We start from the raw sequence: 26,702 nt of genomic DNA, 5'->3' as shown, positions 1-26,702 counted from the left end.
CTCAATAAAGGAGTTGACGCGCATGGACGCGCTGGACCTGGCGCGGACGCAGTTCGCGGTGACGGGAAGCCTCCACTTCCTGTTCGTCCTGCTCACCCTCGGGCTGGCGCCGCTGGTGGCGATCATGCACACCCGCTGGACGCGGTCCGGCACGGCCGAGCACGAGCGGACGGTCCGGTTCTGGGGACAGGTCTACGTCACCAACTACGCGGTGGGCATCGTGACCGGCCTGGTGATGGAGTTCCAGTTCGGGCTGTCGTGGAGCGGGCTGTCCCGCTACGCCGGAGACGTGTTCGGCGCTCCCCTGGCCATGGAGACGCTCGTCGCCTTCTTCCTGGAGTCCACGTTCCTCGGCCTGTGGATCTTCGGCTGGGGCCGGCTGCCGAAGTGGCTCCACCTGGCCTGCATCTGGGCCGTGACGCTCACCGCGTACGCCAGCGCCTGGTTCATCATGGCCGCCAACTCCTTCCTCCAGAACCCCGCCGGCGCCGTCGAGCGCGGCGGCCGCATGGAGCTCATCGACGCCGCGGCCCTGTTCACGAACAAGACCCTGGTGTTCTCCTTCCCGCACGTGATCAGCGCGGGCCTGTTCACGGCCGGCATGGTGCTGGTCGGCGCGAGCGCCTACCGGCTGCGCCGCGGCGGCGAGGACGCCGCGTTCTTCACCCGCTCGATGCGCACCGGCGTCGTCACGGCCGCCATCGGCATCACGCTGACCGTCGGCTACGGGTACGCGCAGTTCGGCGGCATCCAGGAGGGCAAGTTCGACGGCGACACCATGGCCGGCCTGCCCCTCGCCCTCATGATGGAGATCGGCAACCTGGTCTTCTTCGTCGCGGTGTTCCTCATGCTGCCGCTGGTGCGTTTCCTGCCGCGCTGGCGGTGGACGCATCGGTTCCTCATGTTCCTGACGCCCGTCCCGTTCGTCCTGGCCATCTGCGGCTGGCTGGCCAGGGAGCTGGGACGCCAGCCCTGGATGGTCTGGAAGAAGCTGACCGTGGCCGACGCCATGTCCCCCGGCCTGACCCCCGGCATGATCACCGCCTCGCTCGTGGGCTTCACCGCCGTCCTGGGGCTGCTCGCCCTGACCGACTACGCGCTCATCGCCCGGCTGATCCGCCGGGGCCCGCGCGACCTCGACCTGGGCGCCGCCGAGGAGCGGCCCGCCCCCGCGCTGAGCTACTAGGAGTCCCCCGTCATGGAACTGATCTGGTACGCCGTCTTCACGCTGCTCCTGTCCGGCTACTTCGCGCTGGAGGGCTTCGACCTCGGCGTGGGGCTGCTCATGCCGGTGATCGGCCGGACCCAGGAGACCCGCGACCGCATGGTCGCCGCCATGGCGCCCTTCGTGCTGGCCAACGAGGTGTGGCTGGTCGCCGTCGCCGGCACGCTCTTCGGCGTCTACCCGCACCTGGAGGGCGAGGCGCTGTTCGGGCTCTACCCGCTGGTGGTGGCCATGCTGCTGTCGTGGGTCGTCCGCGACGCCGGGCTGTGGTTCCGGCGCCGGATCGACGGGCCGGGCTGGCGGCGGTTCTGGGACGTGATGATCACGGCCGGGTCGCTGGGGCTGTCGTTCGGCTGGGGCGTCGCGTTGTACGCCGCCGCCACGGGCTTCGGCTCCTCGCTGCTGCACCCGATGGGGCTGCTCCTGGGCGTGGTGGTCACGCTGCTGCTCGCCTGGCACGGCTGGACGTTCCTCGGCTGGCGGGCGCCCGAGGCCGCCGGCATCACCCGCACCGGGCGGGCCCTCGCCCTGTCGGGACTGGCCGCCGCCCTGCCCGCGCTCTCCGTGCTCGGCGGCGCCCTGCCGTACCTGCTGGCCCAGAGCGCCCCGGCGTCCACCCTCGGTGTGATGGGTGTCATGGTGCTGCCGTTCGCGCCCGTCATGGTACTCGCGCAAGTATGGGTGTGGCGGTTCTTCCGGCCCGGGAGAAGCGCCGTCCGGACCCCCTCGTTCTTCTGAGGACACGTGCATCGAGATCTCCTCCGGCTCATGCGGGCCGAGCGGTCGGTACGCCGTCACCTGACCGTCACCCTCGCGGCCGCGGTCGTCGCCGGCCTGCTCGTGCTGGTGCAGGCCGAACTGCTGGCCGGCGTGCTGTCGGGCAGGTTCGCCGCGACCGCGCTGGCCGGCCTCGTCGCCGTGGTGGCGCTGCGCGCCCTGCTGGCGTGGACGCAGGGCGCCTTCGCCGGGCGCACCGCGACCGGTGTGAAGTCCGCCCTGCGGCGGCGGCTGCTGGAACGGCTCCAGGAGCTCGGCCCCGCCCGGCTGAGCGGCCACCGCTCCGGCGAACTGGTGACGCTCGCCGGCCGCGGCCTCGACCGGCTCGACGCCTACCTGACCGGCTACCTGCCCGCGGTGGCCGTCGCCGGGGTGGTGCCGGTGGCGGTGCTGGTCCGGCTGTTCGCCGCCGACCTGGCGAGCGCGTTGATCGTCCTGGTCACGCTGCCGCTGATCCCGGTCTTCGGCGCGCTGGTCGGCATGACGACCAAGGCGGTCACCGAGCGGCAGTTCCACGCGCTGTCCCGGCTCGGCGGGCACTTCCTCGACGTGGTGCGCGGCCTGCCGACGCTGCGTGCGTTCGGCCGGGCCCGCTACCAGGCGACGGTCATCCGGCAGGTCGCCGACGCCCACCGCGGGGCCACCATGCGGACGCTGCGGGTGGCGTTCCTGTCGTCGCTGGTGCTGGAGCTGTGCGCGTCGCTGTCGCTGGCGCTGGTGGCGGTGCCGATCGGGCTGCGGCTGCTGGGCGGGACGCTGGACCTGACGACCGCGCTGCTGGTGCTGCTGCTGGCGCCCGAGGCGTACCTGCCGCTGCGCGCGATGGGCACGCGCTTCCACGCCTCGATGGAGGGGGTCGCGGCGGCCGACGCGGCCTTCGCCGTCCTGGACCGGGCCGCCGGCCCCGAGCCCAAGATCGCGGCAACGGCCGAGCAGGGGGCCGGGGCGCCGCGGATCGAGCTGGAGAACGTCACCGTGCGCTACCCCGGCCGGGACGACGCGGCCCTGTCCGGTGTGTCCCTCACCATCGAGCCGGGCGAGCGGGTCGCGCTCGTCGGCGAGAGCGGCGGCGGCAAGAGCACGCTGCTCCACCTGCTCCTCCGCTTCGTCGAGCCGTCCGAGGGCCGGGTCCTCGTCGACGGGACCGACCTGCGCGACCTCGACCCGCGCGCGTGGCGCGACCGGCTGGCGTTCGTGCCGCAGCGGCCCCACCTGTTCGCGACGTCCGTGGCCGGAAACATCCGGCTGGGCGCCCCCGAGGCGACCCTCGACGAGGTGCGCCGGGCCGCCGCGGCGGCGCGCGCCGACGAGTTCGTCGAACGGCTCCCCGGCGGCTACGACACCCCGGTGGGCGAGCGCGGCGCCAACCTGTCGGCCGGCCAGCGGCAGCGTGTCGCGCTGGCCCGGGCCTTCTGCCGTCCGCACGCCCCGGTGCTGCTGCTGGACGAGCCGACCGCCCGGCTCGACGGGCGCAGCGAGGCCGCGGTGGTGGCCGCGACGGCCGAGCTGAGCGAGGGCCGCACGGCAGTCATCGTCGCGCACCGGCCCGCGATGATCGAGCTGGCGGACCGGGTCGTCCGCCTGCACGAGGGCCGCGTGATCTCCGAAACCGGCACCGCTGCCCCGCCCTGTCCGGTAGGGACCGGCGGCGACGCGGCTGTACATGCCGGTGGGCAGGACCACGGAGGTGACCGATGAACCGGCGGATGGGACTCCGGCTGACCTGGGCCGTCCTGGCCGGAGCCGGCGCCGACCTGGCCGGGCTGGGCCTGATCGCCGCGGCCGCGTGGCTGATCACCCGGGCCGCCGAGCAGCCGCCGCTGGCCGCGCTGAGCGTGGCGATCGTGGCCACGCGGGCGTTCGCCACCGGCAAGGGCGTCCTGCGGTACGCCGAACGCCTCACCGGCCACGACGTGGCCCTGCGCGCCCAGGCGGGCACCCGCGAGGAGCTGTACGAGGCGCTGATCCCGCCGCGCCCGCCGCAGCACGGCGGCGCCGACCTGCTGAGCCGCATGGTGGACGACACCGAGGCGGTCCAGGACCTGCTCGTGCGCGCCCTGCTCCCGGCCGCCGCCGCGGCGCTGACCGGTCTGGCCGCGGTCGTCGTCGGGCTGTTCGTGCTGCCCGTGACGGCGCTGGTGCTGGCCGCCGGGCTGACCGTGGCCGGCGTGCTGCTGCCCGCCCTCACCGCCGCCGCCGCACGCCGCTGGTCGGCCCGGATCGCCCCGGCGCGGGCCGCGCTGGCGGGGTCGGTGGCGGACCTGGTCCACGGCTCGGCCGACCTGGCCGCGTACGGGGCGGAGGACCGGGCGCTGACGACGGCGCTCGCCGCGGACGAGGACCTGGCGGCGCTCGAACGGCGTCAGGCCCGGGTCCACGCCGTCGCCCTGGCCGCCGGCACCCTCGTGCAGGGGCTGACCGTGGCGGCCGTCGTCCTCCTCGCCCAGGGCGCGGACGCCGGCTCGGTGGCCACGGCCGTGCTGGCGCTGACGGCGCTGGTGTCGTTCGAGCCGGTGCTGCCGCTCGCGGCGGCGGGTGAGCGCATGGCGGGCATCACGGCCGCGCTGCGGCGCCTCAAGGAGGTCCGCTCGGCCCCGGTCGCCGTCGCCGAGCCGCCCTCCCCCGCGCCCGTGCCCGCGCCGCCGTACACGGTGCAGGTGGAGGACCTCGTCGTCCGGCACGCGGACACCGCCCGGCCCGCGCTCGACGGCGTGTCGCTGACCTTGACGCCGGGCCGGCGGGTGGCGCTCGTCGGCCCCAGCGGCGCCGGGAAGAGCAGCCTGCTGTCGGCGCTGATGCGCCTGGTGGAGCCGGAGGCGGGCCGGGTGCTGGTCAACGGCGCCGACGTCCGCGGCCTCGCGTCCGACGACGTGCGGGCGCTGATGACCGGCCTGACCCAGGACCCGTACGTCTTCCAGACCACCCTGCGCGACAACCTCCGCCTGGCCGGCCCGGAGGCGGGCGAGGAGGAGCTGGCCCGGGCCGTGCGCGAGGCGCGGCTGGAGCAGTGGGTCGAGCGGACCGGCTGGGACGCCCAGCTCGGCGAGGACGGCCGGACCGTGTCCGGGGGGCAGCTCCAGCGGCTGGCCCTGGCGCGGGCCCTGCTGTACGACCCGCCGGTGCTGCTGCTGGACGAGCCCGCCGAGGCACTGGACGAGGAGACGGCCGACCGGCTCATGACCGACCTGCTCGACGCGACCCGGGGCCGTACCACGCTGCTAGTCACCCACCGGCTGCGCGGCCTGGAGGGCGTGGACGAGATCGTCGTGCTGGAGGAGGGCCGGGTGATCCAGCGCGGCACCCACGCCGAGCTGGTCGCCGAGCCGGGCTACTACCGCGATCTGTGGGAGTCCGAGGTCCTCACCCGCTCCCGCTGACTTCTCCCTCTGCCAAGGGAGTTGAGTTGGCGGCGCCATCTGGTTTAAAGTACAAACCAGTTTGATGGTGAGAGAGGTTGGGATGACAGAGGACTCCGAGGCCCCGCCCACACCGGAGGAGACCCTGCGGCTCATCGAGCAGCAGCGGGCCGCCACCGTCCGGCAGCTCAAGGGCGAGCCGCTGCTGCTCTACACCCCATGGGGCGTCGCCTGGCTGGTCGGCTTCGGCGCGATCTTCCTGCACTTCGGCCTGGACGGCCGGGGCCTGGCCCCGATCTCGCAGATGCAGGCGGTCGGCGTGCTCCAGGGCGCGCAGGTCCTGGCGGGCGCCTTCGCCGGGTTCGGCATCGCGAGGCAGAGCCGGCAGGTGCGCGGCGACACCTCGGCGCGCGGCGCGATGATCGGCTACTCCTGGGTCGCCGGGATGGCCCTCATGGTCATCATCTGCGTCCGGCTCTCCGTCGGCCTGCCGGAGGAGGAGGTCCAGATCCTCTGGACCGGCTCGTCGCTGCTCGTCGTCGGCCTGATGTACATGATGACGGCGGCGGTCTGGCTGGAATGGCCGATGTTCTTCCTCGGCGCCTGGACCGTCGCCGTCAACGCCACCGGCGTCATGCTCGGCGCGGGCCGGCAGGCCCTGCTCATCGCGGTCCTCGTCGGCGGGGGGTTCATCGCGGCGAGCCTGTGGCTCAGGCGGCGCGGATGACCGCCGGCGCCGGCCCGCCGCCCGAGCTCGACCCCGTCATCCACGCCCAGGCCCGGCTGCGCGTGGTGGCGGCGCTCAACACCCTCGGGGATCGCGACGAGATGGCGTTCCCGGCGTTGAAGGACCTGCTCGGCATGACCGCCGGCAACCTGTCCGTCCACCTCACCAAGCTGGAGGACGCCGGGTACATCCGGATCACCAAGACCCACAAGGGCCGCACCCCCGTCACCTACGTCGCGCTCACCAAGCGCGGGCGGCTGGCCTTCGACGAGTACACCAGGGCCATCCGCGCCCTCCTCGACAACGCTGGAGACGCATCATGACCGTCCTCGCCCGCACGGCCGAGGTTTCCCGCAGGTACGGCGACGTGCTCGCGCTCGACCGTGTGTCCATCGACATCCGGGCCGGCGAGCTCGTCGGCCTGCTCGGCCCGAACGGGGCCGGCAAGTCCACGCTCATCAACCTGTTCGTCGGCCTGCGCCGGCCGACGTCCGGCACGGTGGAGCTGCTCGGCGGCTCCCCCCAGGACCCCCTGGTGCGGCAGGGTATCGGCGTCACCCCGCAGGAGACGGGCCTGCCCGAGGCGCTGCGGGTCGGCGAGATCGTCGACTTCGTCTCCTCCCACTACCCGCGCCGGGCCGGCAAGGGCGAACTGCTCGAACGGTTCGGGCTCCAGGACCTGGTCAAGCGGCAGATCGGCGGCCTGTCGGGCGGGCAGCGGCGGCGGCTGGCCGTGGCGCTGGCCTTCGCCGGCGAGCCCCGCCTGGTCTTCCTCGACGAGCCGACCACCGGCCTCGACGTGGAGGCCCGGCGCGCGTTATGGGACGGCGTCAGGAGCTTCCACGAGCAGGGCGGCACGATCCTGCTGACCAGCCACTACCTGGAGGAGATCGAGGCGCTCGCGCGCCGCGTCATCGTCGTCGGCCACGGACGGGTGCTGGCCGACGACACCGTCCACGCCATCCGCGACGTGGTCGGCACGCGGCGCGTCTCGCTGACCGCGGCGGAGCTGCCCGAGCTGCCCGGCGTGCTCAGCAGCGAACGTCAGGACGGCCGCGTCCACCTGGTCACCACCGATCCCGACCGGCTGGTGGTGGAGCTGGTGCGCAGCGGCGCGCCGTTCTCGGGGCTGGAGATCCGGCCCACCACGCTGGAGGAGGCGTTCCTCGCCATCACCTCGAAGGAGACCGCCGATGTCTAGTCTCGTCCTCGCCCACACCCGCTACCAGCTCCTGGAGCAGATCCGGGTGCCGATCGGCCTGGTGGCCAGCGCGTTCTTCCCCGCGGCGTCGATGCTGGCCTTCGTCGTGCCGTTCGCGGGCGCCGACCCGGTGGGGGCGACCCGGGCGACCGGGTCGATGATGATGATCGGCGCGATGTCGGCGGCGGTGATGGGGCTGAGCATCTCGGTCGCGCAGGACCGCGAGCAGCCGTGGAACCCCTACCTGCGCACGCTGCCCGCCGGGCCGTTCCCCCGCTTCGCCGGGCGCATCGTCACCACCATGGCGGTCATGCTCATGGCGGCCGTGCCGGTGCTGCTCATCGCGGCGCTGCTCACGGAGGCCACCGTCACGGCGCCGCGGCTGGCGCTGGGGCTGGGGGCGCTGATCCTGGGGGCGCTGCCGTTCATGCTGATCGGGCTGTTCCTGGGGTTCCTGCTGCCGTCGAAGGCGGCCATCGGCGTGTCGCAGGTGGTGTTCTTCCCGATGGCGATCGTGGGCGGGCTGTTCATGCCGCCGCAGGTCATGCCGGAGTTCCTCCGGGCGCTCTCCCCGTACGTGCCGAGCCGCGGCGCGGTGGAGCTGGTGTGGAGCGCGACCACCGGGTCCGCCCCGGACGTCACCGGCGTCGTCATGCTCGTGGCGTGGACGGTCGCGGCGGCGCTGGCCGCCGCCTGGGCCTACCGGCGCGACGAGGGCCGCCGGTTCTCCTGACGGCCCTGCGCCTGACACCTGGACGGTCTGATACCTGAACGGGGGTGTGCCGCCGAGTCCGCAGCGATCTCGACGGCACACCCGTCCGTGAGGGGGTCCTGTTATTTCTTCTCTTCGAGAGTGACGCTGACGTTACTCGTCTTGCCGTCCCTCATATATGTGATCTGAACCTGTTGGCCCACTTTGAAACCTCTGACCTGCCCAACTACCGTATCTCCGCCGTCAACGGGCTTGCCGGCGATCTTCGTGATGAGGTCGCCCTCCTGGAGCCCCGCCTTGGCCGCCGGGCTGCCCTCGATCACCTGGCGGACCAGGGCGCCCGAGACGTCGCCGGTGGCGTCGGTGACGCTGACGCCGAGGTAGGCGTGGCTGACCTTGCCGCCCTTGATGAGCTGGTCGGCCACCTGCTTGGCGGTGTTGATGGGGATGGCGAAGCCCACCCCGATGCTGCCGCTGCTGCCGCCGTTGGTGGCAATGGCGGTGTTGATGCCCACGACCTGGCCGGCCGCGTCGACGAGGGCGCCGCCGGAGTTGCCGGGGTTGATCGCCGCGTCGGTCTGGATGGCGCCGCCGATCGTGGTCACCTCGGACGGCTGCCCGCTGCCCCGCTGCTGGCCCCAGCCCGGCGGGATCTGCTGCTGCTGCTGCTCGCCGCCGACCGTGAGCGTACGGTCGAGGGCGCTGACGATGCCGGCCGTGACCGACCCCTGCAGGCCGAGCGGGCTGCCGATGGCGAGGACGGGCGCGCCGACCTTGAGCTGGTCGCTGTCGCCGAGCTGGGCGGGGGTCAGCCCCGAGACGCCCTCGGCCCTGATGACGGCGAGGTCGCTGGCCGGGTCGGTGCCGACAACGGACGCCTTGGCGCTCTTGCCGTCGCTGAACTTGACCGTCATCTGGCCGCCCTGACCGGCGCCCACGACCACGTGGTTGTTGGTGAGGACGAGGCCGTCGGCGGTCAGCACCACGCCGGACCCCTCACCGCTGCTGCCCTGGATCATGACGACGGACGGCTCCAGCTTCGCGGCGACGTCCGAGACGGTCATGGTGCTGGCCGCCTGCTTGAACGAGGCGGGCGCCGGGGCGGCCGTGGCGACCGTGTCCGGCTGCATGGCCGTGGCGACGGCGGCCCCCGCCGCACCGCCGCCGATGGCCATGGCCGCCAGGGCGAGCCCCGCGATGGCCTTCTGGCGAGTGGAGAGGCCCGGCTTCACGGGCGCGGACGGTGGAGGCGGAGGTGTGGGCTGCCCCATGACCACGGTGTCTCGACGGGGGAAGCCCCCGGAGGAGGGCGGCGTGGCACCGAACTGGCTCCAGCCGCCGTTTCCCTGCTCGCGAGGCTCGTTCGCGTTCATTGTCATCTCCTCAAGTCCCGATGACTCAAGAGTGCCAAGTCGCGCGTAAGTGCAGGTTAAGGCGATGATCGGAGCTTTCTGCGACGTCTGACGCAGGCCTTATCACCGCTGGTACGGGCTCCGTCACCCGTCTCGGAAAGCCGGAAAAATCTTCCTTCACTTTGCCGTCGTGTCGCCGGAGGACGGCCAGTACTCGTCCCTGAGCAGCCGCTTGTAGAGCTTGCCCGTGGCATGACGGGGCAACTCGGCGCGGAAGTCGACCGAGCGCGGGCACTTGTAGGAGGCCAGCCGCGAGCGGCAGTACGCGATCAGCTCCGCCTCCAGCGCCGGACCCGCCCGCTCCATGGACACCGGCTGCACCACGGCCTTGACCTGCTCACCCATCTCCTCGTCCGGCACGCCGAAGACGGCGACGTCGGCTACCGCGGGGTGGACGGACAGGACGTTCTCCGCCTCCTGCGGATAGATGTTCACGCCGCCGGAGATGATCATGTAGGAGAGCCGGTCGGTGAGGTAGAGGAAGCCGTCGGCGTCGAGGTGGCCGATGTCGCCGAGCGTCGTCCAGCCGCGTCCCTGGGGGTCCTGGACGGAGCGGGTCTTGCCTGGATCCCCGTGGTACTCGAAGCGGACGCCGCTCTCGAAGTAGATCAGGCCCGTCTCCCCCGGCGGCAGCTCCCGGCCCCGCTCGTCACAGACGTGCACGGGGCCGAGCAGCGAGCGGCCGACCGTGCCCGGGTGCGCCAGCCAGTCCTGGGGCGAGGCGTACAGGAAGCCGTTGCCCTCGGTGCCCGCGTAGTACTCGTGGATGATCGGGCCCCACCACTCCATCATCCGTTCCTTGACCGGGACCGGGCAGGGCGCGGCGGCGTGGACGACGCAGGCCAGCGACGACAGGTCGTACGCCTTGCGGGTCTCCTCCGGCAGCTTGAGCAGCCGGCTGAACATGGCGGGCACGAGCTGCGTGTGCGTGACCGCGTGCCTCTCGACCAGCCGGAGGTACTCCTCGGGGTCGAAGCGCTCCATCACCACGACCGTCGCGCCGAGCCGCTGGAAGGTCATGCAGTAGCGCAGCGGGGCGGCGTGGTAGAGCGGCGCGGGCGACAGGTAGACGCTGCCGGCGGACGGCGCGAACAGGCCGGCCACGAGCTTGTAGAGCATGGTCGGCTCGGTGAGCGGGGCTCGCGGCAGGGGCGGTTTGACGCCCTTGGGCCGGCCGGTGGTGCCGGAGGAGTAGAGCATGTCGGCGCCCTGGCGCTCGTCGGGGATCGGCGTGACGGGCAGGTCCGCGACGGCCCGCTCGTACGACTCGAAGCCCTCCGCCGTGCCGTCCAGCATGAGACGGCGCTCGACGCGCGGCGTGGCGCCGGTGATCGCCGTGGCGACCTCGGCGAGGTCCGCGCCGGCGATGAAGACGCGGGCGCCGCAGTTGTCGACGATGTACGCGAGCTCGTCGGCGAGCAGCCGGGAGCTGATCGCCGTGTAGTACAGGCCGGAGCGGTGGGCCGCCCAGGCGATGGCCAGGAAGAGGGGGTGGTTGCCGAGCATGAAGGCGACGTGGTCGCCCGGCCGCAGCCCGGCGGAGCGGAAGAGGTGGGCCAGCCGGTTGGACTCCTCGTCCAGCCGCCGATAGGTGACGATCTCCCCCGAACCCGCCATCACGACAGCGGGTTTGTCCGGGTCCGTTGCCGCGATCACTCCCGGGTACATGAACCGAACACTATTCGGCCACCGGCCGACGCGCCAGCACCCGTGATCATGTACGGCCGGACGCGAAGGAGCCGCGGCCTCTCACCGAGAGGCCGCGGCTCCTTTCGCGGACGGGGTCACTCCGCGGGGATGACCGAGCCCTGGTACTTCTGCTTGATGAACTCCTTGACCTTCGGGTCCTGCAGGAGCTTGCCCAGGGTGACGATCCCGGCGTCCTTCTCGTGCCCGGCCTGCACGACCAGGCCGTTCACGTACGGGTTGCCCTCGCTCTTCTCCAGGGCCAGCGCCTGGGAGGCGGGCTTGAGCCCGGCCTCGATCGCGTAGTTGCCGTTGATGACGGCGGCGTCCACGTCGTCGAGCGAGCGCGGCAGCTGCGCCGCCTCCAGCGGCTTGAAGGCCAGCTTCTTCGGGTTGCCCGTCACGTCACGCTCGGTCGCGGCGGTGCCGGCGCCCTGCTTGAGCGTGATGACGCCGTTGTCGGCGAGCAGCTTCAGCGCGCGGCCGAGGTTGGTGGCGTCGTTCGGCACGGCGACGCTCGCCCCGGAGGGCAGCGCCTGCAGGCTGGTGACCTTCTTGGAGTACAGGCCCAGCGGCTCCAGGTGGACGGGGGTGACGAAGCTCAGCTTCGTGCCCTTGGAGGCGTTGAAGTCGTCGAGGTACGGCTTGTGCTGGAAGAAGTTGGCGGTCAACAGGCCCTCGCTGAGCTGCACGTTCGGCTGCACGTAGTCGCTGAACTCGACCACTTCCAGCTTCAGGCCGGCGGCGGGCGCCAGGTTGTCCTTGACGTAGTCGAGGATCTCGGCGTGCGGCACCGCGGAGGCGCCCACCTTGATCACGGTGTCGGCGGACTCGGCGCCCGCGTTCGTCGTCGCGATCTGCGACGAGCCGCACGCGGCGAGCAACACCGACAGCGCAGCAACGCCCACAATGTTCCGCAATTTCATGATTTTTCCTTACTTATACAGGGATGGTGTACATCGTTCAGCGATGGGAAAGCCGGCGCGCCACGGCGTCGCCCAGGCTCTGCACGACCTGCACGATGACGACGAGCAGCACGACCGTGACGATCATGAGCAGGGTCTCGAAGCGCTGGTAGCCGTACCGGACGGCCAGGTCGCCGAGCCCTCCCCCGCCGATCGTCCCGGCCATCGCCGAGTAGCCGATGAGCGCGACGATCGTGACGGTCAGCCCCGCCACCAGGCCGGGGAACGCCTCGGGCAGCAGCACCTTGCGGACGATCGTCGTCCGGCTCGCGCCCATGGCCTGCGCGGCCTGGACCACGTCCGAGCCGACCTCGCGCAGGGCCGTCTCGACGAGCCGGGCGAAGAACGGGACCGCGCCCACGGTGAGCGGCACGACCACGGCGGCGGTGCCGATCGTGGTGCCGACCACGAGCCGGGTGAACGGGATGATCGCGATCATCAGCACGATGAACGGCAGCGACCTGCCGATGTTCACCACCACGCCGAGCACGGACCTCAGCGCGGGCAGCGGCAGCAGCCCGCCGCGGTCGAAGGCCACGAGCGCCACGCCCAGCGGCAGCCCGAACAGCACGGTGAACAGCGTGGACCAGCCGACCATCTGGGCGGTCTGCCCGGCGGCCTCCCACAGCAGCGGGGTCATCTCGTCCCAGGTCATGGGGTCACCTCCACGAGCAGTCCGCGCTCGCGCAGGAAGGCGAGCGCCGGGGCGGTGTCACCGGTGATCGAGACGCGCAGCCGGCCGACCGAGCCGCCGGCCAGCTCCTCGATCGAGCCGCCCAGGATGCTGATCTCGACGTCGAACTTGCGCACCGCCTCCGACACGACCGGACGCTGCGGGTCGCCGGTGAAGGTGAGCGTGACCGAGCCGGGCGGTGCGGGCTCGGGCAGCGGGAAGATCTCGCTGGTCAGGCGGGAGCCGGGCGTCCGGATGAGGTCCGCGATGGCGCCCGACTCCTCGATCCGGCCCCCGGCCATGATGGCGACGGAGTCGCAGACGCTCTTGACGACGTTCATCTCGTGCGTGATGAGCAGGATCGTCAGGTTCAGCTCGGCGTTGAGCCGCTTGAGCAGGTCGAGGATGGAACGGGTGGTGGCCGGGTCGAGCGCCGAGGTGGCCTCGTCCGACAGCAGCACCGACGGGTTGCCGGCCAGGGCGCGGGCGATGCCGACGCGCTGCTTCTGGCCGCCGGAGAGCTGGTGCGGGTGGTCGCCGCCGCGGCCACCGAGCCCGACGAGGTCGAGCAGCTCGGCCACGCGCCGGGCGCGCTCGCCCCGCGGGACGCCCATGACCTCCAGCGGGAAGGCCACGTTGCCGGCGACGGTCCGCGAGGACAGCAGGGCGAAGTGCTGGTGGATCATGCCGATGCGCTGGCGCGCCCGGTTCAGCTCACGGGACGGCAGCGCGGTCAGATCCTGGCCGGCGACCGTCACGGTGCCCGCGGTCGGCCGTTCGAGCAGGTTGACGCAGCGCAGCAGCGTGCTCTTGCCGGCGCCGCTCTGGCCGAGCACGCCGTAGATCTCGCCTTCGCGCACCCGCAGGTCGACACCGTCGAGGGCGACGGTGTCACCGTACAGTTTGCGCAGGCCGGAAACCTGGATCACGAGAAAACCCCACACTGGCAGCGGCCACGCCGCTGGGAACGAAACGTCAGGAAAGAGCGGACCGGGGGCGCGGGTCAGCGGGTGCCGGGGTGGAAGGGCAGGTGGCTCAGCCTGCGCAGCACGTAGCTCGGTGCGATCATCGGGGGACCTTCGTGGGTGGACGGACGGGTCTTCGCTCCCGCGGGCGGCTTCAGCCCGCGGCGGGCCGGCTCGGTCGGGGTGTGCGCTCGCTCGGCCGCTCGGCCGGCAGCTGGGTCAGCGCATTCGCCGGGTGCGCATGCGACAACAGCGCCCGCCGATGGGGGCGTCTTTGGCGTTCGCATATGCCTCGTCCACGTTGGGTGCCAACGACCCCTTCACTTCCCTATATTCCCGACACTTTTGGTGATGTACATCACGCAGGTCCCCCGGGCTCCCGTCACGCGGACCTCTCGGCGAGGATCCGCCAGGCGTGCGGGCCGACGACGGCGGGGTCCTGCGGGCCGCGGTCCGGCTCCAGCGGCGTCAGCCGGGAGACGTCGAGCGGGAACCGGTAGGAGCGGTCGTCGAGGTTGAGCAGGGTGACCAGCGCCTGCCCGCCGGCGCTCGACCTGAAGGCGGCGGCCCGGTTCGTCAGGTGCTCGACGTCCGTGCGGGCCCGCACCAGCCACGGGTGGCGGCGGCGCAGGCCGACGAGCTTCTGGTGCAGGCGGTAGATCGGCAGGCCGTACGGGGCCAGATCGGCGGGCGCGTCCGGGAAGGCGGGACGGATGGCGTCGTCGCCGCCCTCGCGCTCCTCCTTCAGCCCCTCGAACGCCTGCTCGTCGCCGGAGTACAGGCTCGGCACGCCGCCCACCGTGAGCAGGATCGCCAGGGCGTGGCCGAGGTGGCGCCGGTCGTCGAGCCGGGTCGCGAGCCGGGTGACGTCGTGGTTGCCGGCGAAGGTGAGCGGGGTGAAGCCGGCGAGCAGGTCGTTGTGCCGGTCGAGGGCCCAGGCCAGTTCGAACAGGTTCCGGTCGTTGAGGGAGCTCCAGATCGCCTTCCACAGCTCGTACTGGGTGACGGAGTCGAGCCCGGACTCCTTGACGTACCCGGCGTAGTCGCCGTGGATGACCTCGCCGGCGAACCACGCGTCCGGGTGCCGCTCGCGGACGCCCGGCAGCACCTCGCGCCAGAACGCCGGGGCGACGGCGTAGGCGGCGTCGAGCCGCCAGCCGGCCGCGCCGCGCGTGAGCCAGTGGTCGAGCACGGAGGCGACGTGGTCGCGCACCGCCCGCTGCTCGTGGTCGAGGGCGACCAGGCGCTCGTGGCCCTCGAACGTGTCGTAGCCGTCCGCCCCCTTCCTGAACCAGGCCTGGCCGCCGGTGAAGGACCTGCCGACGTGGTTGAAGACGCCGTCGAGCACGATCCGCAGCCCGCGCCGGCGCGCCTCGGCGACCAGGTGGTCGAAGTCGGCGTCGTCGCCCAGGCGCGGGTCGACGCGGAAGTGGTCGACGGTGTCGTAGCCGTGGGTCTCGGAGGCGAAGACGGGGCCGAGGAGGAGGCAGGAGCAGCCCAGCTCGACGGCGTAGTCCAGCCACGGCACCAGCCGCCTCAGCCGATGCTGAACCGGCTCTCCGGGGGGCGGTGCGGCGGCGGGGGCCCCGGTGAAGCCGAGGGGGTAGACCTGCCAGAGGATCGCGTGGTCACTCCACGACGGCACGGGTACTCCTCACCTCGTCCTTGCGGTCGTCGTTCCGGTCATGCTCGCGGTCGTGCTTGTGGTCGTGCTTGTTGCGGCGTATTGCCCAGGGAAGGTAGCCGAAACACCTCGCCGGCGCGCACCCGACGCACGGGCCGGCGATCCGGGGACCCCCCGGCCCGGCGCGAGCGCCTCCGGAGAGCAGGCCCGTTCCCCGGGCCGAGGCCGGAGGCAGGGCGAGCAGGACACCCGCCACGTTGGTCCGTCCATCAGGGCGGACATGGCGACGCCCGCCGTCCCGGAAGGGATCGGCGGGCGTCGATCGAGGTGCCCCATCCGGAGCCGGGGGTCAGGCGGCGGCCGGCGAGGCGACCTTGGCCGGGGTGAGGGCGATGTCCAGCACCTCGCGCACGTCGCTGACCGCGTGGATGGTCAGCTCGTCACGCACCTCCTGGGGCACGTCGTCCAGGTCGGGCTCGTTGCGGGCCGGGATGAGCACCGTGGTGATGCCCGCCCGGTGCGCCGCGAGCAGCTTCTGCTTGACGCCGCCGATCGGCAGGACCCGCCCGGTGAGCGAGATCTCACCGGTCATCGCCACGTCGCCGCGGACCTGGCGGCCCGACAGCAGCGAGGCCAGCGCCGTCGTGAGCGTGACACCCGCCGAGGGGCCGTCCTTCGGCACCGCGCCCGCCGGGAAGTGGACGTGGACCGAGCGGTCCTTCAGCGCGGTCACCGGCAGCTCCAGCTCCGCGCCGTGCGAACGGAGGTAGGACAGGGCGATCCTGGCCGACTCCTTCATCACGTCACCGAGCTGGCCGGTCAGCGTGAGGCCGGTCTCCCCGGTCTCGGGGTCGGCCAGCGACGCCTCCACGTACAGGACGTCGCCACCGGCACCCGTGACGGCCAGGCCCGTCGCCACGCCCGGCACCGAGGTGCGCTGCGTCGCCTCGGGCAGCGACGACTCCGGCACGAACCGCGGCCGGCCGAGGTAGCCGACCAGGTCGTCGGCGCCGACCGTGACCGGCAGCTCGTCCTTGGCGGCCACCTTGCGCAGGACGCGGGCGACCGACCGCTCCAGGGAGCGCACCCCGGCCTCGCGGGTGTACTCGGCCGCGAGCCTGCGCAGCGCCGCCTCCTCGACCGTGACCTCCTCGGCCGTCAGCCCGGCCAGCTCCAGCTGCCTGCGCAGCAGGTGGTCACGGGCGATGGCGACCTTCTCGTCCTCGGTGTAGCCGTCGAGTGTGACGACCTCCATGCGGTCGAGCAGCGGCCCGGGGATCGCCTCCAGGACGTTGGCCGTGGCGAGGAACAACACGTCGCTCAGGTCGAGCTCGACCTCCAGGTAGTGGTCACGGAACGTGTGGTTCTGCGCCGGGTCGAGCACCTCGAGCAGGGCGGCCGTCGGGTCGCCGCGGTAGTCGGCGCCGACCTTGTCCACCTCGTCGAGCAGGACGACCGGGTTCATGGAGCCGGCCTCGCGGATGGCGCGGACGATGCGGCCGGGCATCGCGCCGACGTACGTGCGCCGGTGGCCGCGGATCTCCGCCTCGTCGCGCACGCCACCGAGGGCGACGCGGACGAACTTGCGGCCCATCGCGCGGGCCACGGACTCGCCGAGCGAGGTCTTGCCCACGCCGGGAGGGCCGGCCAGGGCGAGCACGGCGCCGCTGCGGCGGCCGCCGACGACCCCGAGTCCCTTGTCCTGGCGGCGCTTGCGCACGGCCAGGTGCTCGATGATCCGGTCCTTGACGTCGGCGAGGCCGGTGTGGTCGGCGTCGAGCACGGCCCGCGCGCCGGTGATGTCGTAGTTGTCCTCGGTCCGCTCGTTCCAGGGGATGTCGAGGACGGTGTCGAGCCAGGTGCGGATCCAGCCGGTCTCGGGGGACTGGTCGGACGTCCGCTCCAGCTTGTCGACCTCCTTCAGCGCGGCCTCGCGCACCTTCTCCGGCAGGTCGGCGGCCTCGACGCGGGCGCGGTAGTCCTCCTCCTCGCTCTCGGAGGTGTCGCCGTTGAGCTCCTTGAGCTCCTTGCGGACGGCGGCGAGCTGCTGGCGCAGCAGGAACTCCCGCTGCTGCTTCTCCATGCCCTCCTGGACGTCCTTGCGGATCGTCTCGGCGACGTCGAGCTCGGCGAGGTGCTCACGGGACCACTCGACCAGCTTGGCCAGCCGGTCGGCCGGGTCGGCCGCCTCCAGCAGTTCGACCTTCTGGGCCGTGGTCAGCCAAGGGGTGTAGCCGGAGCTGTCGGCGAGCACCGAGGGGTCGTCGATCTGGTTGACCTGGTCGACCACCTGCCAGGCGCCGCGCTTCTGCAGGATCGTGGTGGCCAGGGCCTTGTACTCCTTGGCCAGCTCCTGGGCGCGCTCACTGACGGCAACGGGGTCGACCGTGATGGCCTCCACCCACAGCGCGGCACCCGGCCCGGTCGTGCCCGTGCCGACGCGCACGCGGTTCACGCCCCGCACCACGGCGGCGGGCTCACCTCCGGGCAGCCTGCCGACCTGCTCCACGACGGCCTCGACACCGACGGCGCCGTAACGACCGTCGATGCGGGGAACGAGAAGGACTCGCGGCTTGTTGCGTCCGGATGCGCGGCTCGACGACTCGGCCGCGTCGATCGCCGCACGCACCTCGGAGTCGGACAGGTCCAGCGGGACCACCATGCCCGGCAGGACGACCTCGTCGTCGAGCGGCAGGACCGGCAGGGTCAAGCTTTCACTCATGCGAACTCCCAAGGGTTGAGTTATACAGACTCAATTCATCAGAGCCCACTGGTGTTCCCTTCCTTGCCGATGTTCGCTCAGAGCGATCGTAATCATGTAAGCGGAGTGTGCAGATGGCGGGTCGCCGGGGCGCGACCTGGAGCGGTCGGCGGCGGGAGACATCCGGACTCGTGATGCGTCATGTCCGGGTGGATGCGGGCCATCGGGCCAGGCCTCCCCGCGCGCCGCACTCATCCTGGTCGCCGGGGACCGAGACCGGCCGGCGCAGTCGTGTGTCCGGACACTGGTCGTCTTGACCTGTGGCGTCTTGAACGCCGTCCCGCGCCCGGCCCGCGGCGCCTCGTGTGGCACCGGTCCGCGCGGCGCCTCGTGTGGCACTGTCACGCGCCGCCCAGTGCGGCACCGTCACAGCGCCGCCGGACCGTGCACGGGGAGGCGCTGCGTGAGGCGGGTGACGGCCGACACCGCAGGAGCCGCGTTGCGCAGCGGGCTACGCGGCGGCGCCCCCGCCTTCCACCGGCATCTCGCCGAAGCAGTTCGCCCGCCCCCGCGGCGATCCGCCGCAGGCATCCTCCAGTCTGGCGCGGGCCGCCGGCACCAGGGCCGTGATGCCGCCCTGGGGTCCGAGCCCGCCACACCCGGCCAGGCAGAGCAGAGGACGGCCATCCCCTGCCAGGGCGAACGCTTCGCGCTGTGCCACTCCCGGCCGGGCACAGCTCTGCCCCGGCCACTCCCGGCCAGGGCAGAGCTTCGCGCCGACCACTCCCGGCCAGGGCAGAGCTTCGCGCCGACCACTTCCGGCCGGGGCAGAGCTTCGAGCGGCCCGCCGGATCAACGGCGTTCGTCTATGCCGAACGGAACCGCCGATTCAGTCGGTCGAAGCGCCGTCCTCCTCCGCCGCCTCCTTATCGCCCTCGGCCGGAAGTTCGCCGGTTTGGTCCTGCGCGGGAGTTCGGCCGACATGTCGGTGACCGAGCAGATACGCTGAGTAGCTGTTCGCCATCGAGGAGGTGCCGGCCTCATAAGGGGTGACGAACATGGGGAATTGGTGTTGAGTCATGTCGAGTCGCCTTTGTTGTGCGTGACAGGGCGCCGACGGGGCGAGGGGGACGATTCCTGCTGCAACAGGAAGCCGCCGTCCCCCTCGCCCCACCTGCGCCAGGGCGTGTCTCTCCGGGCATGACGAGCCCCCGACTCCCCGCCGGGAGACCGAGAGACCCACCGCAAGGGGATCAGTGCTCCGATTTCAGGTCATTCATCGAACGCGAATATGAATTGCATTCACGTTCATTTCGGAGAGCGCGGTACGCCCTCTCGACCGAAGCGTACATAACATCAACACTGCCTCGCGCGCGTACTCGTGAATCAAGCTCGGATCAATTTTTCTCCCAGGATCGTACTGGTCTCTGACCACTCCACCACCCAACGGCACGCGCACCGAATTGCGAAAAGCGGCGATTATCCACTTCCGAGGAAAAGGCGGTTTGCGCGACACCGGCACTGCATCTATCCGGACATTTCCGGTTTGGAAGCTGGTAGCGGGGCAGTCACCAAGGGGTTACAATTTTGACGACACAGTGTCGTCATCCTCTTGACGGAACGGTCGCAGGTTTGTGACACTGCGTCATGAAAGAACGGTACGCGGTGGGGTGAAGTGTGACGTCGTTCTCCGAAGCGCTGAGGAACGCCACGTGGGGGGACCATGAGGCGGCCGAGGACGAGAGCTACCTCAAGGAGCTCATGGGCGGGCGGCTGAGCACCGCCGAGTACGGCGAGATGGTCGCGCAGCACCACTTCGCGTACGTGGCGCTCGACGGGGTGTCCCGCGAGCTGGCGGACCACCCCGTGGCGGGCCGGTTCGTGTTCCCCGAGCTGTACCGCGAACGGGCGCTGGAACGCGACCTCGCCACCGTCTACGGCGACGGATGGCGCGACCGGATCACCCCGTCCAAGGCGACCCGCACCCTCGTGGCCCGGATCGAGCAGGTGGCCGGCTGGCCCGGCGGGTACGTCGCCCACCACTACACCCGCTACATGGGCGACCTGTCGGGCGGCCAGTTCATCCGGATGGAGCTCCAGCGGATCTACGGGTACGCGAAGGGCGGCGGGGTCGACTTCTACGTGTTCGACCAGGTGGGCAGCCTGCCGAGGTTCAAGCAGGAGTACCGGGCGCGGCTGGACGCGTTCGGGGAGACCCTCGACGAGCGGGAACGGCAGCGCGTCATCCGCGAGGTGAAGCTGGCCTACCAGCTCAACACCGAAGTCCTGGCCGAGCTCCTCCACACCGTCCGCGCCGTCGCCTGACCGGTTCTCGCTCGCCTGACCGCCTGACGGCAGCCTGATCTCAGCACGGCTCCGGCGGTACGTTCGCCCGTTCCCGTGGCGTGCGCGCGGCCTACCATGGCCCTATGCCCCGGATCTCCGCCGCCACCATCGGCGAGCACCGCGCCCGCACGCGCGAGCGCATCCTCGAGGCGGTCTCACGCCTGTCGCGCGAGCAGGGCATCGACGCGCTCTCGATGACCGACGTGGCGCACGAGGCGGGCATCACCCGCACCGCGCTCTACAACTACTACCCCGACAAGGCGGCGCTGCTGCTCGCCTTCACCGAGCAGGTCACCAGCTACTTCATCGAGAGCTACGAACGCGAGCTGCCCGACGGGGCCACCCCGGCCGAACGGCTGCGTGCGTACGTACGGCTCCAGCTCGCCGGCCTGGTCGCCCACCCGCACCCGGGCCCCGCCGACCTCAGCGCCGCCCTCGGCCCCGACGCCTACCAGCGGCTGGCCGAGCACGTGGCGCCGATGCAGCGCATCCTCGCGGAGATCCTGGAGAGCGGCGCCGCGTCGGGCGACTTCGAGGTGCCGGACGTGGCGGCGACGGCGCGCATGGTGCTCGCGGTGATCGGCGCCGAGCGGGTGCCGTTGGTCAGCGGAGCGGTCACCGTGGACCGTGCGGGCGAGCTGGTCTCCGACTTCGTCCTGCGCGCCCTGGGCAGCCGCTCTCCACGCTGACTCCCGGCCCCCGAAACTGTCGGTCCTCCTCGCTAGCTTACGAGCAGATCATCGAGGAGGCATGGCATGTTCCGTCAGGGAGACATCCTGGTCGTTCCGGTCGCCGAGGTACCGGAGTGGGTGAAGTCGGCGCCGTCCTCGCCGCGTGACGGCCGGGGACGGCTGGTGCTCGCGCTGGGCGAGGCGACCGGCCACGCACACGCGGTTCCCGGGCCCGGCGCGTTCGTCCACGACCCTCGCGGCGACTACCTGAACCTGCCGCAGGGCGGGCGGCTGGTCCACGAGGAGCACGCCACCATCTCGTTACCGCGCGGATGGTTCCGGGTGGTCAGGCAGCGTGAGTACGTGCCGGGCACCTACCGCCTGGTCGCCGACTGACTCCGTACGACTTCTCGCCCCGGCCTCCATCCTCCCCGCCCCGGCCCCGGCCCCTTCCACTCCTGGCCTCGTGCGCCCTCGACCTTGTGCGCCCCTGACCTCGTCCGCCCTCGGTCCCGCTCGGGCCTCCGGCCTTCGCCAACCTTGGGCGATCTCCACGCCAGGGGTCTCATGTACCGCCGTTCTGTTGTGCCCGTGTCGTTGTGCCCGTGTCGCTGTGCTCAGGCCCTGAATGCATGGCCCAGGTCCTGCGCGGCCTTACAGGTCCTGCGCGTCCAGCTCCTGCGTGGCCTCAGGTCCCCCGTGGCCTCAGATCTTGCGGGCCTCAGGTCCCCCGAGGCCTCAGATCTTGCGTGGCCTCAGGTCCCCCGAGGCCTCAGGTCTTGGGTGGCCATGCGGCCGGACAGACATCGAGATAGCCCCCATCCCCCATCCCCGAGCCCGGATCAGGAGCTCCCCATGCACGACCAGCAGCCGCCCACCTGGCGAGAGGTGGCGTTCACGACAGGCCCGGCCGACCGGGCGGAGGCGGAGGCCGGTGTCCGCGCCGCGTATCTGGCTGCGGGGCTCGCTCCGCCGGAACGCGTCGTGTGGCTGTCCTCACCGGCGCAGGGCGCGATCGCCGCCGCCGTGCTCACCGGCGATGCCAAGACGCGCAGCTTGCTCCATTCCGCCCTGGCGGCGAGAGGGACCGGCGGGGAGGCGGGCAGAGACGACGAGCCCGCCACGCCCGACCACCAGCCGGACGGGCGTGGCGGGGTGGCGGCGCACGCGTTGAGGCACGGCTTGGAGGCACTGCTTCCTGAGATCGAGGGAGTCGACGCCGGTGCTTCGGTGCGCGACCTCGTCCGTACGGAACCATGGGCACGAGCGCGGGCCGAAGCCGTGGCGCGATGGGGTGGTGACGGGTGGGCGCGGGTGTGGGCGCTCACCGGAGCACCGCTCTGGCCGGAGGTCGAGCGGCTGGTGAGCGACATCCGCCAGGCGATCGGGAGCCTGGCGGCATCCTCGGACGAGGTCACCGGACTGCTGCGGCGGGCAACCCTGGACGCGGTGCACGGCCAGCAGGACGCGCCATGGCTCGCGGCGTTCGACGAGCCTGCGGGCGCGCCGATCGTGGAAGGACCGGCGGGTGCACCGGCACAGACGCAGGCGGAGAGCGCATCGACACTAGGAGGACGGGCGCCGGGTTCACCGGCACAAGGTCGGCCGGTGAGTGCACCCGTACAGGCGCGGCCGGTGAGTTCGCCGGTGGAGGCGCAGCCGGCGGGTTCACCAGCGCAGGTTCGCCCGGCCGGTTCATCGGCACGGGAGCGGCCGGGCAGTGCCGGCGATCACCATCTCGACGGGCTTCGGCGCGTGGCGCGGGCCGCCGGGTGGTGGTGGCCGTACGAACGGGTGGTGCTGATGTGCGAGCGGCCCGCACGCCACCACCGGGACGAGCTCGGCCGGCTGCACCGCGCGGACGGCCCGGCCCTCGAGTTCCCCGACGGGTTCGCGTTGCACGCCTGGCGTGGCATGCCGGTGCCGGCGGGGTTCAGCGCCACCATGGCCACGCTCGACGCCGATCGCATCAGAGGCGAGGAGAACGCCGAGCTGCGCCGCGTCATGCTGGAGCACTACGGCTACGACCGCTACATCGCCGAGTCCGGCGCCCAGCCGGTGCACCGCGACGAGACGGGGGTGCTGTGGCGGGTCGACCTTGCAGGCGACGAGCCGCTCACCATGGTCGAAGTGGTCAACTCCACACCGGAGCCCGACGGCACGAGCCGCACGTACTTCCTTCGGGTCCCGCCATGGGTGACCCGGGCTCGTCAGGGTGTGGCGTGGACGTTCGATCTGGCCGAGGCCGGTTACCAGCCGCAACGCGAAACCTGACCGCTCCAGCCTTCCGGGGCAGGGAGCGGGCCTTGGGTCAGGGTCCGGGCGGGGTTGGATCGAGAAGAGAGATCCGGGGCCGGGCCGGGTGCGATCCGCGGAGCGCGTGCGGCCATCCTGCGGGGATGCGTTCCAGGATTCCGTCCGCGAAGGTGTCGTACAGGCCGAGCGGCTCCAGGTGCACGTAGCCGATGTGGCAGTCGCACATCGCCAGCGGGCAGGGGCGCGGGCGGAGCGCCGCCTGGGCCGTGCCGTCGTACAGGTTGCCGAGGCGCTCCCGCACGAAGTGACAGCGCCGCACGTCGCCCTCTCCGTCCACGGAGATCACGGTCTCGCCGGTACGGCACGGCAGGCCGAGGCTGGGATGGGGAGTGCGGCTCACGGCGAACAGCGGGTCCAGTGCGGTCCAGGCGGTGGCCTCCTCGTCGGAGTAGAGATGGCCTTCGGCGGCGTTCACCCACAGGTAGACGTCGTCGGGCAGGTCGGCGCGCAGCCTGCCGGCGGCGTCGAGCTGCTCCGGGAGGCCGACCACGCCCACGCTGTAACGCACCGCCCTGGCCGACAAGTCATGGCATTTGCGGATGAAGCGGTCGTGGGACACCTGGCCCGGATGGTAGGTGGCCCACAGGGCGAGCGCGTCGAGGTCTGCCTGGTCGAGCCAGGCCGTCCGGCCGCTGAGGTTCGTCTGGATGGCGACGCGGGGCACGTGATCGAGATGGCTGAGCTGGACCATGGCACGCCGGTACCACGACCTGACGAGCCCCTCTCCCCACGGGGTGAACAGCACGGAGACGGTGAAGTCCTGTTCGCTCACCCAGTGGACGAATCGCTCCAGCGCCGCCCGGTCGGCCCGCAGTTGCTCGGGGGTGTCGCGTCGCTTGGCGAACGGGCAGTAGGGACAGTCGTAGTCGCAGCCGGCCAGGGGGCCACGGTAGAGAATCGTCAACTGCGCGGGCCCGGCGGCGATGAGCGGTGGGAAGGGTTCGTCCGCGGCCGTGGCGGGAGGCGGCTCGCCGACGTCACCACAGGGGACCGGAACCCCGGCGGCGGGAGGCCGCGAGGGTGCGCTGGTGGGCGCACGGAGTGGGAGGCGGTCAGCGGTGGTCATAGGTGTCCATCAACTCCCGGACGCGGGTGGAGAACAGGGCGGGTCCGATGGCGTCGGAGTGGGCGAGCCCTTCGGGGGTGAGCCTGACGCGTTCGGCGTCGCACTCGAGCCAGCCACGCGCCGCGTAGCCGTCCAGGTCGAAGTCGTCCAGCACGTCGGCGCCGAAGCGCTCCTCGTAGGCGGCCCGGTCGAGGCCCCGCGCCTGCAGAAGCGACTGGAGCAGGTGCCGGTGGCGGCGCTCGGCGGCGTCCAGCGCGAAGCCGGCGTTGGCGCGGGCGAACTCCTCGCGCGGCAGCCGCACGTAGTCGTCGATGATCGCGCGCACATGGCGGATGGCTACGGCGTACTCGAAGGAGTAGTGGAGGCGCTCGGTGTAGGAGCGGGCGCCGCAGCCGAGCCCGACCATTCCGTCACGCTGACAGCTGTACTCCTCCCCAGGCGAAGCGTCGTACGAGCTGCCCGGCGAGACGTCGTACGGGCTGCTCCCCGAAGAGGCGGGCGAGGCGTCGTACGGGCTGCCCATCGCAGGGGCGGGCGAGGCACCGGGCACGGTGGAGGACACGCGGCGGCGGAACATGCGCATCGACACCTGCTCGTAGCCCGCACCCAGCAGGTGGTCGCGGCCCGTCCGGTACAGGCGCAGCCGCTGGTCGTCCCACGCGCCCGGCCGCATGCCGAGCCCGGTGAGCGGCCGCACGTACAGCGGGTACAGATACATCTCCTCCGGCCGCCACGCCAGCGCCGCGTCGAGTGAGTGCAACCATGACGCCTCCGTCTGGCCGTCGATGCCGTAGATCAGGTCGAGGTTGAGCACGGGCGGCCCCGCCGTCCTGATGGCGGCGAGCGCCGTCTCGACCTCGGCGCGCCGCTGGGGTCGCACGGCGGCCCGCGCCTCGGCGTCGACGAAGCTCTGCACGCCGATCGAGATCCGGGTGACGCCCCTGTCCGTGAGGACGGCCAGCCGGTCGGGTGTCGCGGTGGCGGGTGAGGTCTCCACACCGAACGGGATGGCCCGGAGGTCGGCCCCCATGACCTCCTCGGCGATGTCGAGAAGCCTGGCCAGCTCCCCAGCCTCCAGGTAGGTGGGCGTGCCGCCGCCGATCGCCGCCGCCGCGAACCGGGCCTCGGGAAGCGCCTCGCGGGTCACGGCCGCCTGGCGTTCGAGCGCGTCGAGGTACGCCGTCACCAGGGAGGCGGGCGCGCCGGTCCGGGTGAACAGGTTGCAGAAACCGCACCGCATCTCGCAGAACGGCACGTGCAGGTAGAGGAAGAGCGCCTGATCCTGCTCCTCCGCCCACACCTCGCGCAGCGACGGCCGGGGCACCAGCGGCCGGTAGGCGGTCTTGTGCGGATAGGAGTAGACGTATCCCTGGTAGGGCGAGGTCACCGCCAGGATCCCTTCTCGAGGAGGAATTCGCCGTAGGGGACTGTCCACACGACCTCGTGCCCGATGCGGTGGCCGGTGTGCCCGTCCTCCCCGTACGCGGTGCCGTGGTCGGAGCAGACGATGGCCAGGCACGGCCGCCGCGCGCTCATCAGGGCGAACAGTCTGCCGATGTGCCGGTCGACGTAGCGGAGGGCGGCGGCGTGCGTGGCGAGGTCGTCGCCGGTGGCGCCGGGCAGGTGGAACCAGTTCGGCTGGTGCAGCGCCGACACGTTGACGAACAGGAACACGGGCCCGGCGGCCCTCCTGACGGCGGTCTCGGCCCAGTCGAGCTGCCGCTCGAAGGAGTCGGGCGCGGTCACGCCGAACCCTGGCTCCCAGTGCGACTCGGTGAACAGCGCCGGCAGCGCCGATCCGAGCGGCGTCAGCTTGTTGAAGAAGCCCACGCCGCCGGCGCACATCGTGTGGTAGCCGGCCTGGGCGAGACCGGTGGGCAGGTCGGCGGCGTCGAAGCGCCAGGTGCCGGGTCCGGTGGTCTCGCTGCCGGGGAAGGCGGCGGCGAACAGCCGCGGGTGCGGGCCGGGGGTGACCGGCGTGGGCAGGAAACCGGCCAGTATCGCGGCGTGCGCGGCGTAGGTGAAGCTGCCGGGCGTGTGCCGGCGTTCCCACCGGCCGCCGGGCAGCACGCGGGCCAGGGTGGGCAGCCGGCCCCCGGCCAGTTCCCCGGCCGCGACGTCGTACCGCAACGTGTCGAGCGTGACCAGCAGAAGGTCGTGCGTGCCGATCACCGCGCGCATGTCCCTCATGACCTCCCCCTCCAGCCTTCTCCGGCGCCTTCCGGCGCGCGGTCCTGCCGGCCTCCTCCTGGGCCCTTCGGCGCCTGCCGGCTCGGCGG

At 72.0% G+C, this 26,702-nt stretch carries 23 protein-coding genes; 12 read left to right on the top strand and 11 right to left on the bottom strand.

The genetic code is table 11. From position 1 onward, the window contains the following. Nucleotides 1–22 precede the first annotated feature (22 nt). From AB0H81_RS07340 to AB0H81_RS07305, 8 genes are all read left to right on the top strand, one after another. A complete protein-coding gene (locus AB0H81_RS07340; RefSeq protein WP_358370519.1) occupies nucleotides 23–1,186 on the top strand; it encodes a cytochrome ubiquinol oxidase subunit I in 1,164 nt (387 codons plus the stop codon). A gap of 12 nt (nucleotides 1,187–1,198) precedes the next feature. Continuing rightward, complete coding sequence (locus tag AB0H81_RS07335) at nucleotides 1,199–1,963, top strand: cytochrome d ubiquinol oxidase subunit II (protein ID WP_358370517.1); 765 nt, start codon at nucleotides 1,199–1,201, stop codon at nucleotides 1,961–1,963. Nucleotides 1,964–1,969: 6 nt separating this feature from the next. Next, nucleotides 1,970–3,700 carry a thiol reductant ABC exporter subunit CydD gene (gene cydD / locus AB0H81_RS07330; RefSeq protein WP_358370515.1) on the top strand — a complete coding sequence of 577 codons (1,731 nt, stop codon included), beginning with the start codon at nucleotides 1,970–1,972 and terminating at the stop codon, nucleotides 3,698–3,700. Continuing rightward, nucleotides 3,697–5,379, top strand: a complete 1,683-nt coding sequence (gene cydC, locus AB0H81_RS07325) for a thiol reductant ABC exporter subunit CydC (protein WP_358370513.1) — start codon at nucleotides 3,697–3,699, stop codon at nucleotides 5,377–5,379. The genes cydD and cydC overlap by 4 nt, the downstream gene beginning before the upstream one ends. 82 nt (nucleotides 5,380–5,461) lie before the next feature. Further along, a complete protein-coding gene (locus AB0H81_RS07320) occupies nucleotides 5,462–6,085 on the top strand; it encodes a hypothetical protein (protein ID WP_358370511.1) in 624 nt (207 codons plus the stop codon). Next, the gene (locus tag AB0H81_RS07315; protein ID WP_358370509.1) at nucleotides 6,082–6,408 is read left to right on the top strand and encodes a transcriptional regulator; all 327 of its coding nucleotides are present in this window, start codon (nucleotides 6,082–6,084) and stop codon (nucleotides 6,406–6,408) included. Before AB0H81_RS07320 ends, AB0H81_RS07315 begins: the two co-directional genes overlap by 4 nt. After that, nucleotides 6,405–7,286, top strand: a complete 882-nt coding sequence (locus AB0H81_RS07310) for an ABC transporter ATP-binding protein (RefSeq protein WP_358370506.1) — start codon at nucleotides 6,405–6,407, stop codon at nucleotides 7,284–7,286. Before AB0H81_RS07315 ends, AB0H81_RS07310 begins: the two co-directional genes overlap by 4 nt. Then, nucleotides 7,279–8,019 carry an ABC transporter permease gene (locus tag AB0H81_RS07305; RefSeq protein ID WP_358370503.1) on the top strand — a complete coding sequence of 247 codons (741 nt, stop codon included), beginning with the start codon at nucleotides 7,279–7,281 and terminating at the stop codon, nucleotides 8,017–8,019. Before AB0H81_RS07310 ends, AB0H81_RS07305 begins: the two co-directional genes overlap by 8 nt. A gap of 101 nt (nucleotides 8,020–8,120) precedes the next feature. Here AB0H81_RS07305 and AB0H81_RS07300 read toward each other — a convergent pair whose 3' ends face one another. The 8 genes from AB0H81_RS07300 to AB0H81_RS07265 all read right to left on the bottom strand — a co-directional run bounded on the left by AB0H81_RS07300 (nucleotide 8,121) and on the right by AB0H81_RS07265 (nucleotide 19,084). Next, nucleotides 8,121–9,371 (bottom strand): trypsin-like peptidase domain-containing protein, encoded by a 1,251-nt coding sequence (locus AB0H81_RS07300; RefSeq protein ID WP_358370501.1) that lies wholly within the window; start codon nucleotides 9,369–9,371, stop codon nucleotides 8,121–8,123. Between the two features lie 156 nt (nucleotides 9,372–9,527). Beyond that, nucleotides 9,528–11,078 carry an AMP-binding protein gene (locus AB0H81_RS07295; protein ID WP_358370499.1) on the bottom strand — a complete coding sequence of 517 codons (1,551 nt, stop codon included), beginning with the start codon at nucleotides 11,076–11,078 and terminating at the stop codon, nucleotides 9,528–9,530. 116 nt (nucleotides 11,079–11,194) lie between these two features. Next, nucleotides 11,195–12,022: a MetQ/NlpA family ABC transporter substrate-binding protein gene (locus AB0H81_RS07290; RefSeq protein WP_358370497.1), complete on the bottom strand. Its 828-nt coding sequence runs from the start codon at nucleotides 12,020–12,022 to the stop codon at nucleotides 11,195–11,197. Nucleotides 12,023–12,059: 37 nt separating this feature from the next. After that, nucleotides 12,060–12,716 carry a methionine ABC transporter permease gene (locus tag AB0H81_RS07285; protein WP_358370494.1) on the bottom strand — a complete coding sequence of 219 codons (657 nt, stop codon included), beginning with the start codon at nucleotides 12,714–12,716 and terminating at the stop codon, nucleotides 12,060–12,062. Next, complete coding sequence (locus AB0H81_RS07280) at nucleotides 12,713–13,663, bottom strand: ATP-binding cassette domain-containing protein (RefSeq protein ID WP_358370492.1); 951 nt, start codon at nucleotides 13,661–13,663, stop codon at nucleotides 12,713–12,715. Before AB0H81_RS07280 ends, AB0H81_RS07285 begins: the two co-directional genes overlap by 4 nt. Nucleotides 13,664–14,081: 418 nt before the next feature. Beyond that, entirely contained in the window at nucleotides 14,082–15,344 is a 1,263-nt protein-coding gene (locus AB0H81_RS07275; protein WP_358370489.1) for an alpha-amylase family protein, read from the bottom strand. 328 nt (nucleotides 15,345–15,672) lie between these two features. Continuing rightward, on the bottom strand, nucleotides 15,673–18,045 hold the full coding sequence (lon, locus tag AB0H81_RS07270; RefSeq protein WP_358370486.1) for an endopeptidase La: 2,373 nt from the start codon (nucleotides 18,043–18,045) through the stop codon (nucleotides 15,673–15,675). Between the two features lie 868 nt (nucleotides 18,046–18,913). Further along, nucleotides 18,914–19,084: a hypothetical protein gene (locus AB0H81_RS07265; RefSeq protein ID WP_358370483.1), complete on the bottom strand. Its 171-nt coding sequence runs from the start codon at nucleotides 19,082–19,084 to the stop codon at nucleotides 18,914–18,916. 617 nt (nucleotides 19,085–19,701) lie between these two features. On the opposite strand from AB0H81_RS07265, the gene AB0H81_RS07260 reads away from it, so the two are divergent. The 4 genes from AB0H81_RS07260 (at nucleotide 19,702) to AB0H81_RS07245 (ending at nucleotide 23,315) form a co-directional block, all read left to right on the top strand. Beyond that, the gene (locus tag AB0H81_RS07260; RefSeq protein ID WP_358370481.1) at nucleotides 19,702–20,349 is read left to right on the top strand and encodes a biliverdin-producing heme oxygenase; all 648 of its coding nucleotides are present in this window, start codon (nucleotides 19,702–19,704) and stop codon (nucleotides 20,347–20,349) included. A 104-nt stretch (nucleotides 20,350–20,453) separates the two neighbouring features. After that, nucleotides 20,454–21,059, top strand: a complete 606-nt coding sequence (locus tag AB0H81_RS07255) for a TetR/AcrR family transcriptional regulator (RefSeq protein ID WP_358370478.1) — start codon at nucleotides 20,454–20,456, stop codon at nucleotides 21,057–21,059. A gap of 66 nt (nucleotides 21,060–21,125) precedes the next feature. Continuing rightward, a complete protein-coding gene (locus AB0H81_RS07250) occupies nucleotides 21,126–21,437 on the top strand; it encodes a hypothetical protein (protein WP_358370475.1) in 312 nt (103 codons plus the stop codon). 459 nt (nucleotides 21,438–21,896) lie between these two features. Then, nucleotides 21,897–23,315: a DUF6745 domain-containing protein gene (locus AB0H81_RS07245; protein WP_358370472.1), complete on the top strand. Its 1,419-nt coding sequence runs from the start codon at nucleotides 21,897–21,899 to the stop codon at nucleotides 23,313–23,315. Between the two features lie 37 nt (nucleotides 23,316–23,352). Here AB0H81_RS07245 and AB0H81_RS07240 read toward each other — a convergent pair whose 3' ends face one another. From AB0H81_RS07240 to AB0H81_RS07230, 3 genes are all read right to left on the bottom strand, one after another. Continuing rightward, entirely contained in the window at nucleotides 23,353–24,261 is a 909-nt protein-coding gene (locus AB0H81_RS07240) for an STM4011 family radical SAM protein (RefSeq protein ID WP_358370469.1), read from the bottom strand. A 148-nt stretch (nucleotides 24,262–24,409) separates the two neighbouring features. Beyond that, nucleotides 24,410–25,810, bottom strand: a complete 1,401-nt coding sequence (locus AB0H81_RS07235; RefSeq protein WP_358370466.1) for an STM4012 family radical SAM protein — start codon at nucleotides 25,808–25,810, stop codon at nucleotides 24,410–24,412. Beyond that, nucleotides 25,807–26,613 carry an STM4013/SEN3800 family hydrolase gene (locus tag AB0H81_RS07230; RefSeq protein ID WP_358370463.1) on the bottom strand — a complete coding sequence of 269 codons (807 nt, stop codon included), beginning with the start codon at nucleotides 26,611–26,613 and terminating at the stop codon, nucleotides 25,807–25,809. The genes AB0H81_RS07235 and AB0H81_RS07230 overlap by 4 nt, the downstream gene beginning before the upstream one ends. Nucleotides 26,614–26,702: the final 89 nt, after the last annotated feature.

This window comes from Nonomuraea sp. NPDC050691, assembly GCF_040654455.1.
Taxonomy (GTDB): Bacteria; Actinomycetota; Actinomycetes; order Streptosporangiales; family Streptosporangiaceae; genus Nonomuraea.
Note: the sequence above shows the minus strand (reverse complement) of the source record. Positions and strands in the feature narration are given on the sequence as shown.

What these genes read in the sequence shown, in the direction of transcription:
- AB0H81_RS07340 (WP_358370519.1), top strand. Translation starts at nt 23, where the DNA reads ATGGACGCGCTGGACCTGGCGCGGACGCAGTTCGCGGTGACGGGAAGC.
- AB0H81_RS07335 (WP_358370517.1), top strand. Translation starts at nt 1,199, where the DNA reads ATGGAACTGATCTGGTACGCCGTCTTCACGCTGCTCCTGTCCGGCTAC.
- cydC (WP_358370513.1), top strand. Translation starts at nt 3,697, where the DNA reads ATGAACCGGCGGATGGGACTCCGGCTGACCTGGGCCGTCCTGGCCGGA.
- AB0H81_RS07320 (WP_358370511.1), top strand. Translation starts at nt 5,462, where the DNA reads ATGACAGAGGACTCCGAGGCCCCGCCCACACCGGAGGAGACCCTGCGG.
- AB0H81_RS07315 (WP_358370509.1), top strand. Translation starts at nt 6,082, where the DNA reads ATGACCGCCGGCGCCGGCCCGCCGCCCGAGCTCGACCCCGTCATCCAC.
- AB0H81_RS07310 (WP_358370506.1), top strand. Translation starts at nt 6,405, where the DNA reads ATGACCGTCCTCGCCCGCACGGCCGAGGTTTCCCGCAGGTACGGCGAC.
- AB0H81_RS07305 (WP_358370503.1), top strand. Translation starts at nt 7,279, where the DNA reads ATGTCTAGTCTCGTCCTCGCCCACACCCGCTACCAGCTCCTGGAGCAG.
- AB0H81_RS07300 (WP_358370501.1), bottom strand. Translation starts at nt 9,371, where the DNA reads ATGAACGCGAACGAGCCTCGCGAGCAGGGAAACGGCGGCTGGAGCCAG.
- AB0H81_RS07295 (WP_358370499.1), bottom strand. Translation starts at nt 11,078, where the DNA reads ATGTACCCGGGAGTGATCGCGGCAACGGACCCGGACAAACCCGCTGTC.
- AB0H81_RS07290 (WP_358370497.1), bottom strand. Translation starts at nt 12,022, where the DNA reads ATGAAATTGCGGAACATTGTGGGCGTTGCTGCGCTGTCGGTGTTGCTC.
- AB0H81_RS07285 (WP_358370494.1), bottom strand. Translation starts at nt 12,716, where the DNA reads ATGACCTGGGACGAGATGACCCCGCTGCTGTGGGAGGCCGCCGGGCAG.
- lon (WP_358370486.1), bottom strand. Translation starts at nt 18,045, where the DNA reads ATGAGTGAAAGCTTGACCCTGCCGGTCCTGCCGCTCGACGACGAGGTC.
- AB0H81_RS07265 (WP_358370483.1), bottom strand. Translation starts at nt 19,084, where the DNA reads ATGTTCGTCACCCCTTATGAGGCCGGCACCTCCTCGATGGCGAACAGC.
- AB0H81_RS07255 (WP_358370478.1), top strand. Translation starts at nt 20,454, where the DNA reads ATGCCCCGGATCTCCGCCGCCACCATCGGCGAGCACCGCGCCCGCACG.
- AB0H81_RS07250 (WP_358370475.1), top strand. Translation starts at nt 21,126, where the DNA reads ATGTTCCGTCAGGGAGACATCCTGGTCGTTCCGGTCGCCGAGGTACCG.
- AB0H81_RS07245 (WP_358370472.1), top strand. Translation starts at nt 21,897, where the DNA reads ATGCACGACCAGCAGCCGCCCACCTGGCGAGAGGTGGCGTTCACGACA.
- AB0H81_RS07230 (WP_358370463.1), bottom strand. Translation starts at nt 26,613, where the DNA reads ATGAGGGACATGCGCGCGGTGATCGGCACGCACGACCTTCTGCTGGTC.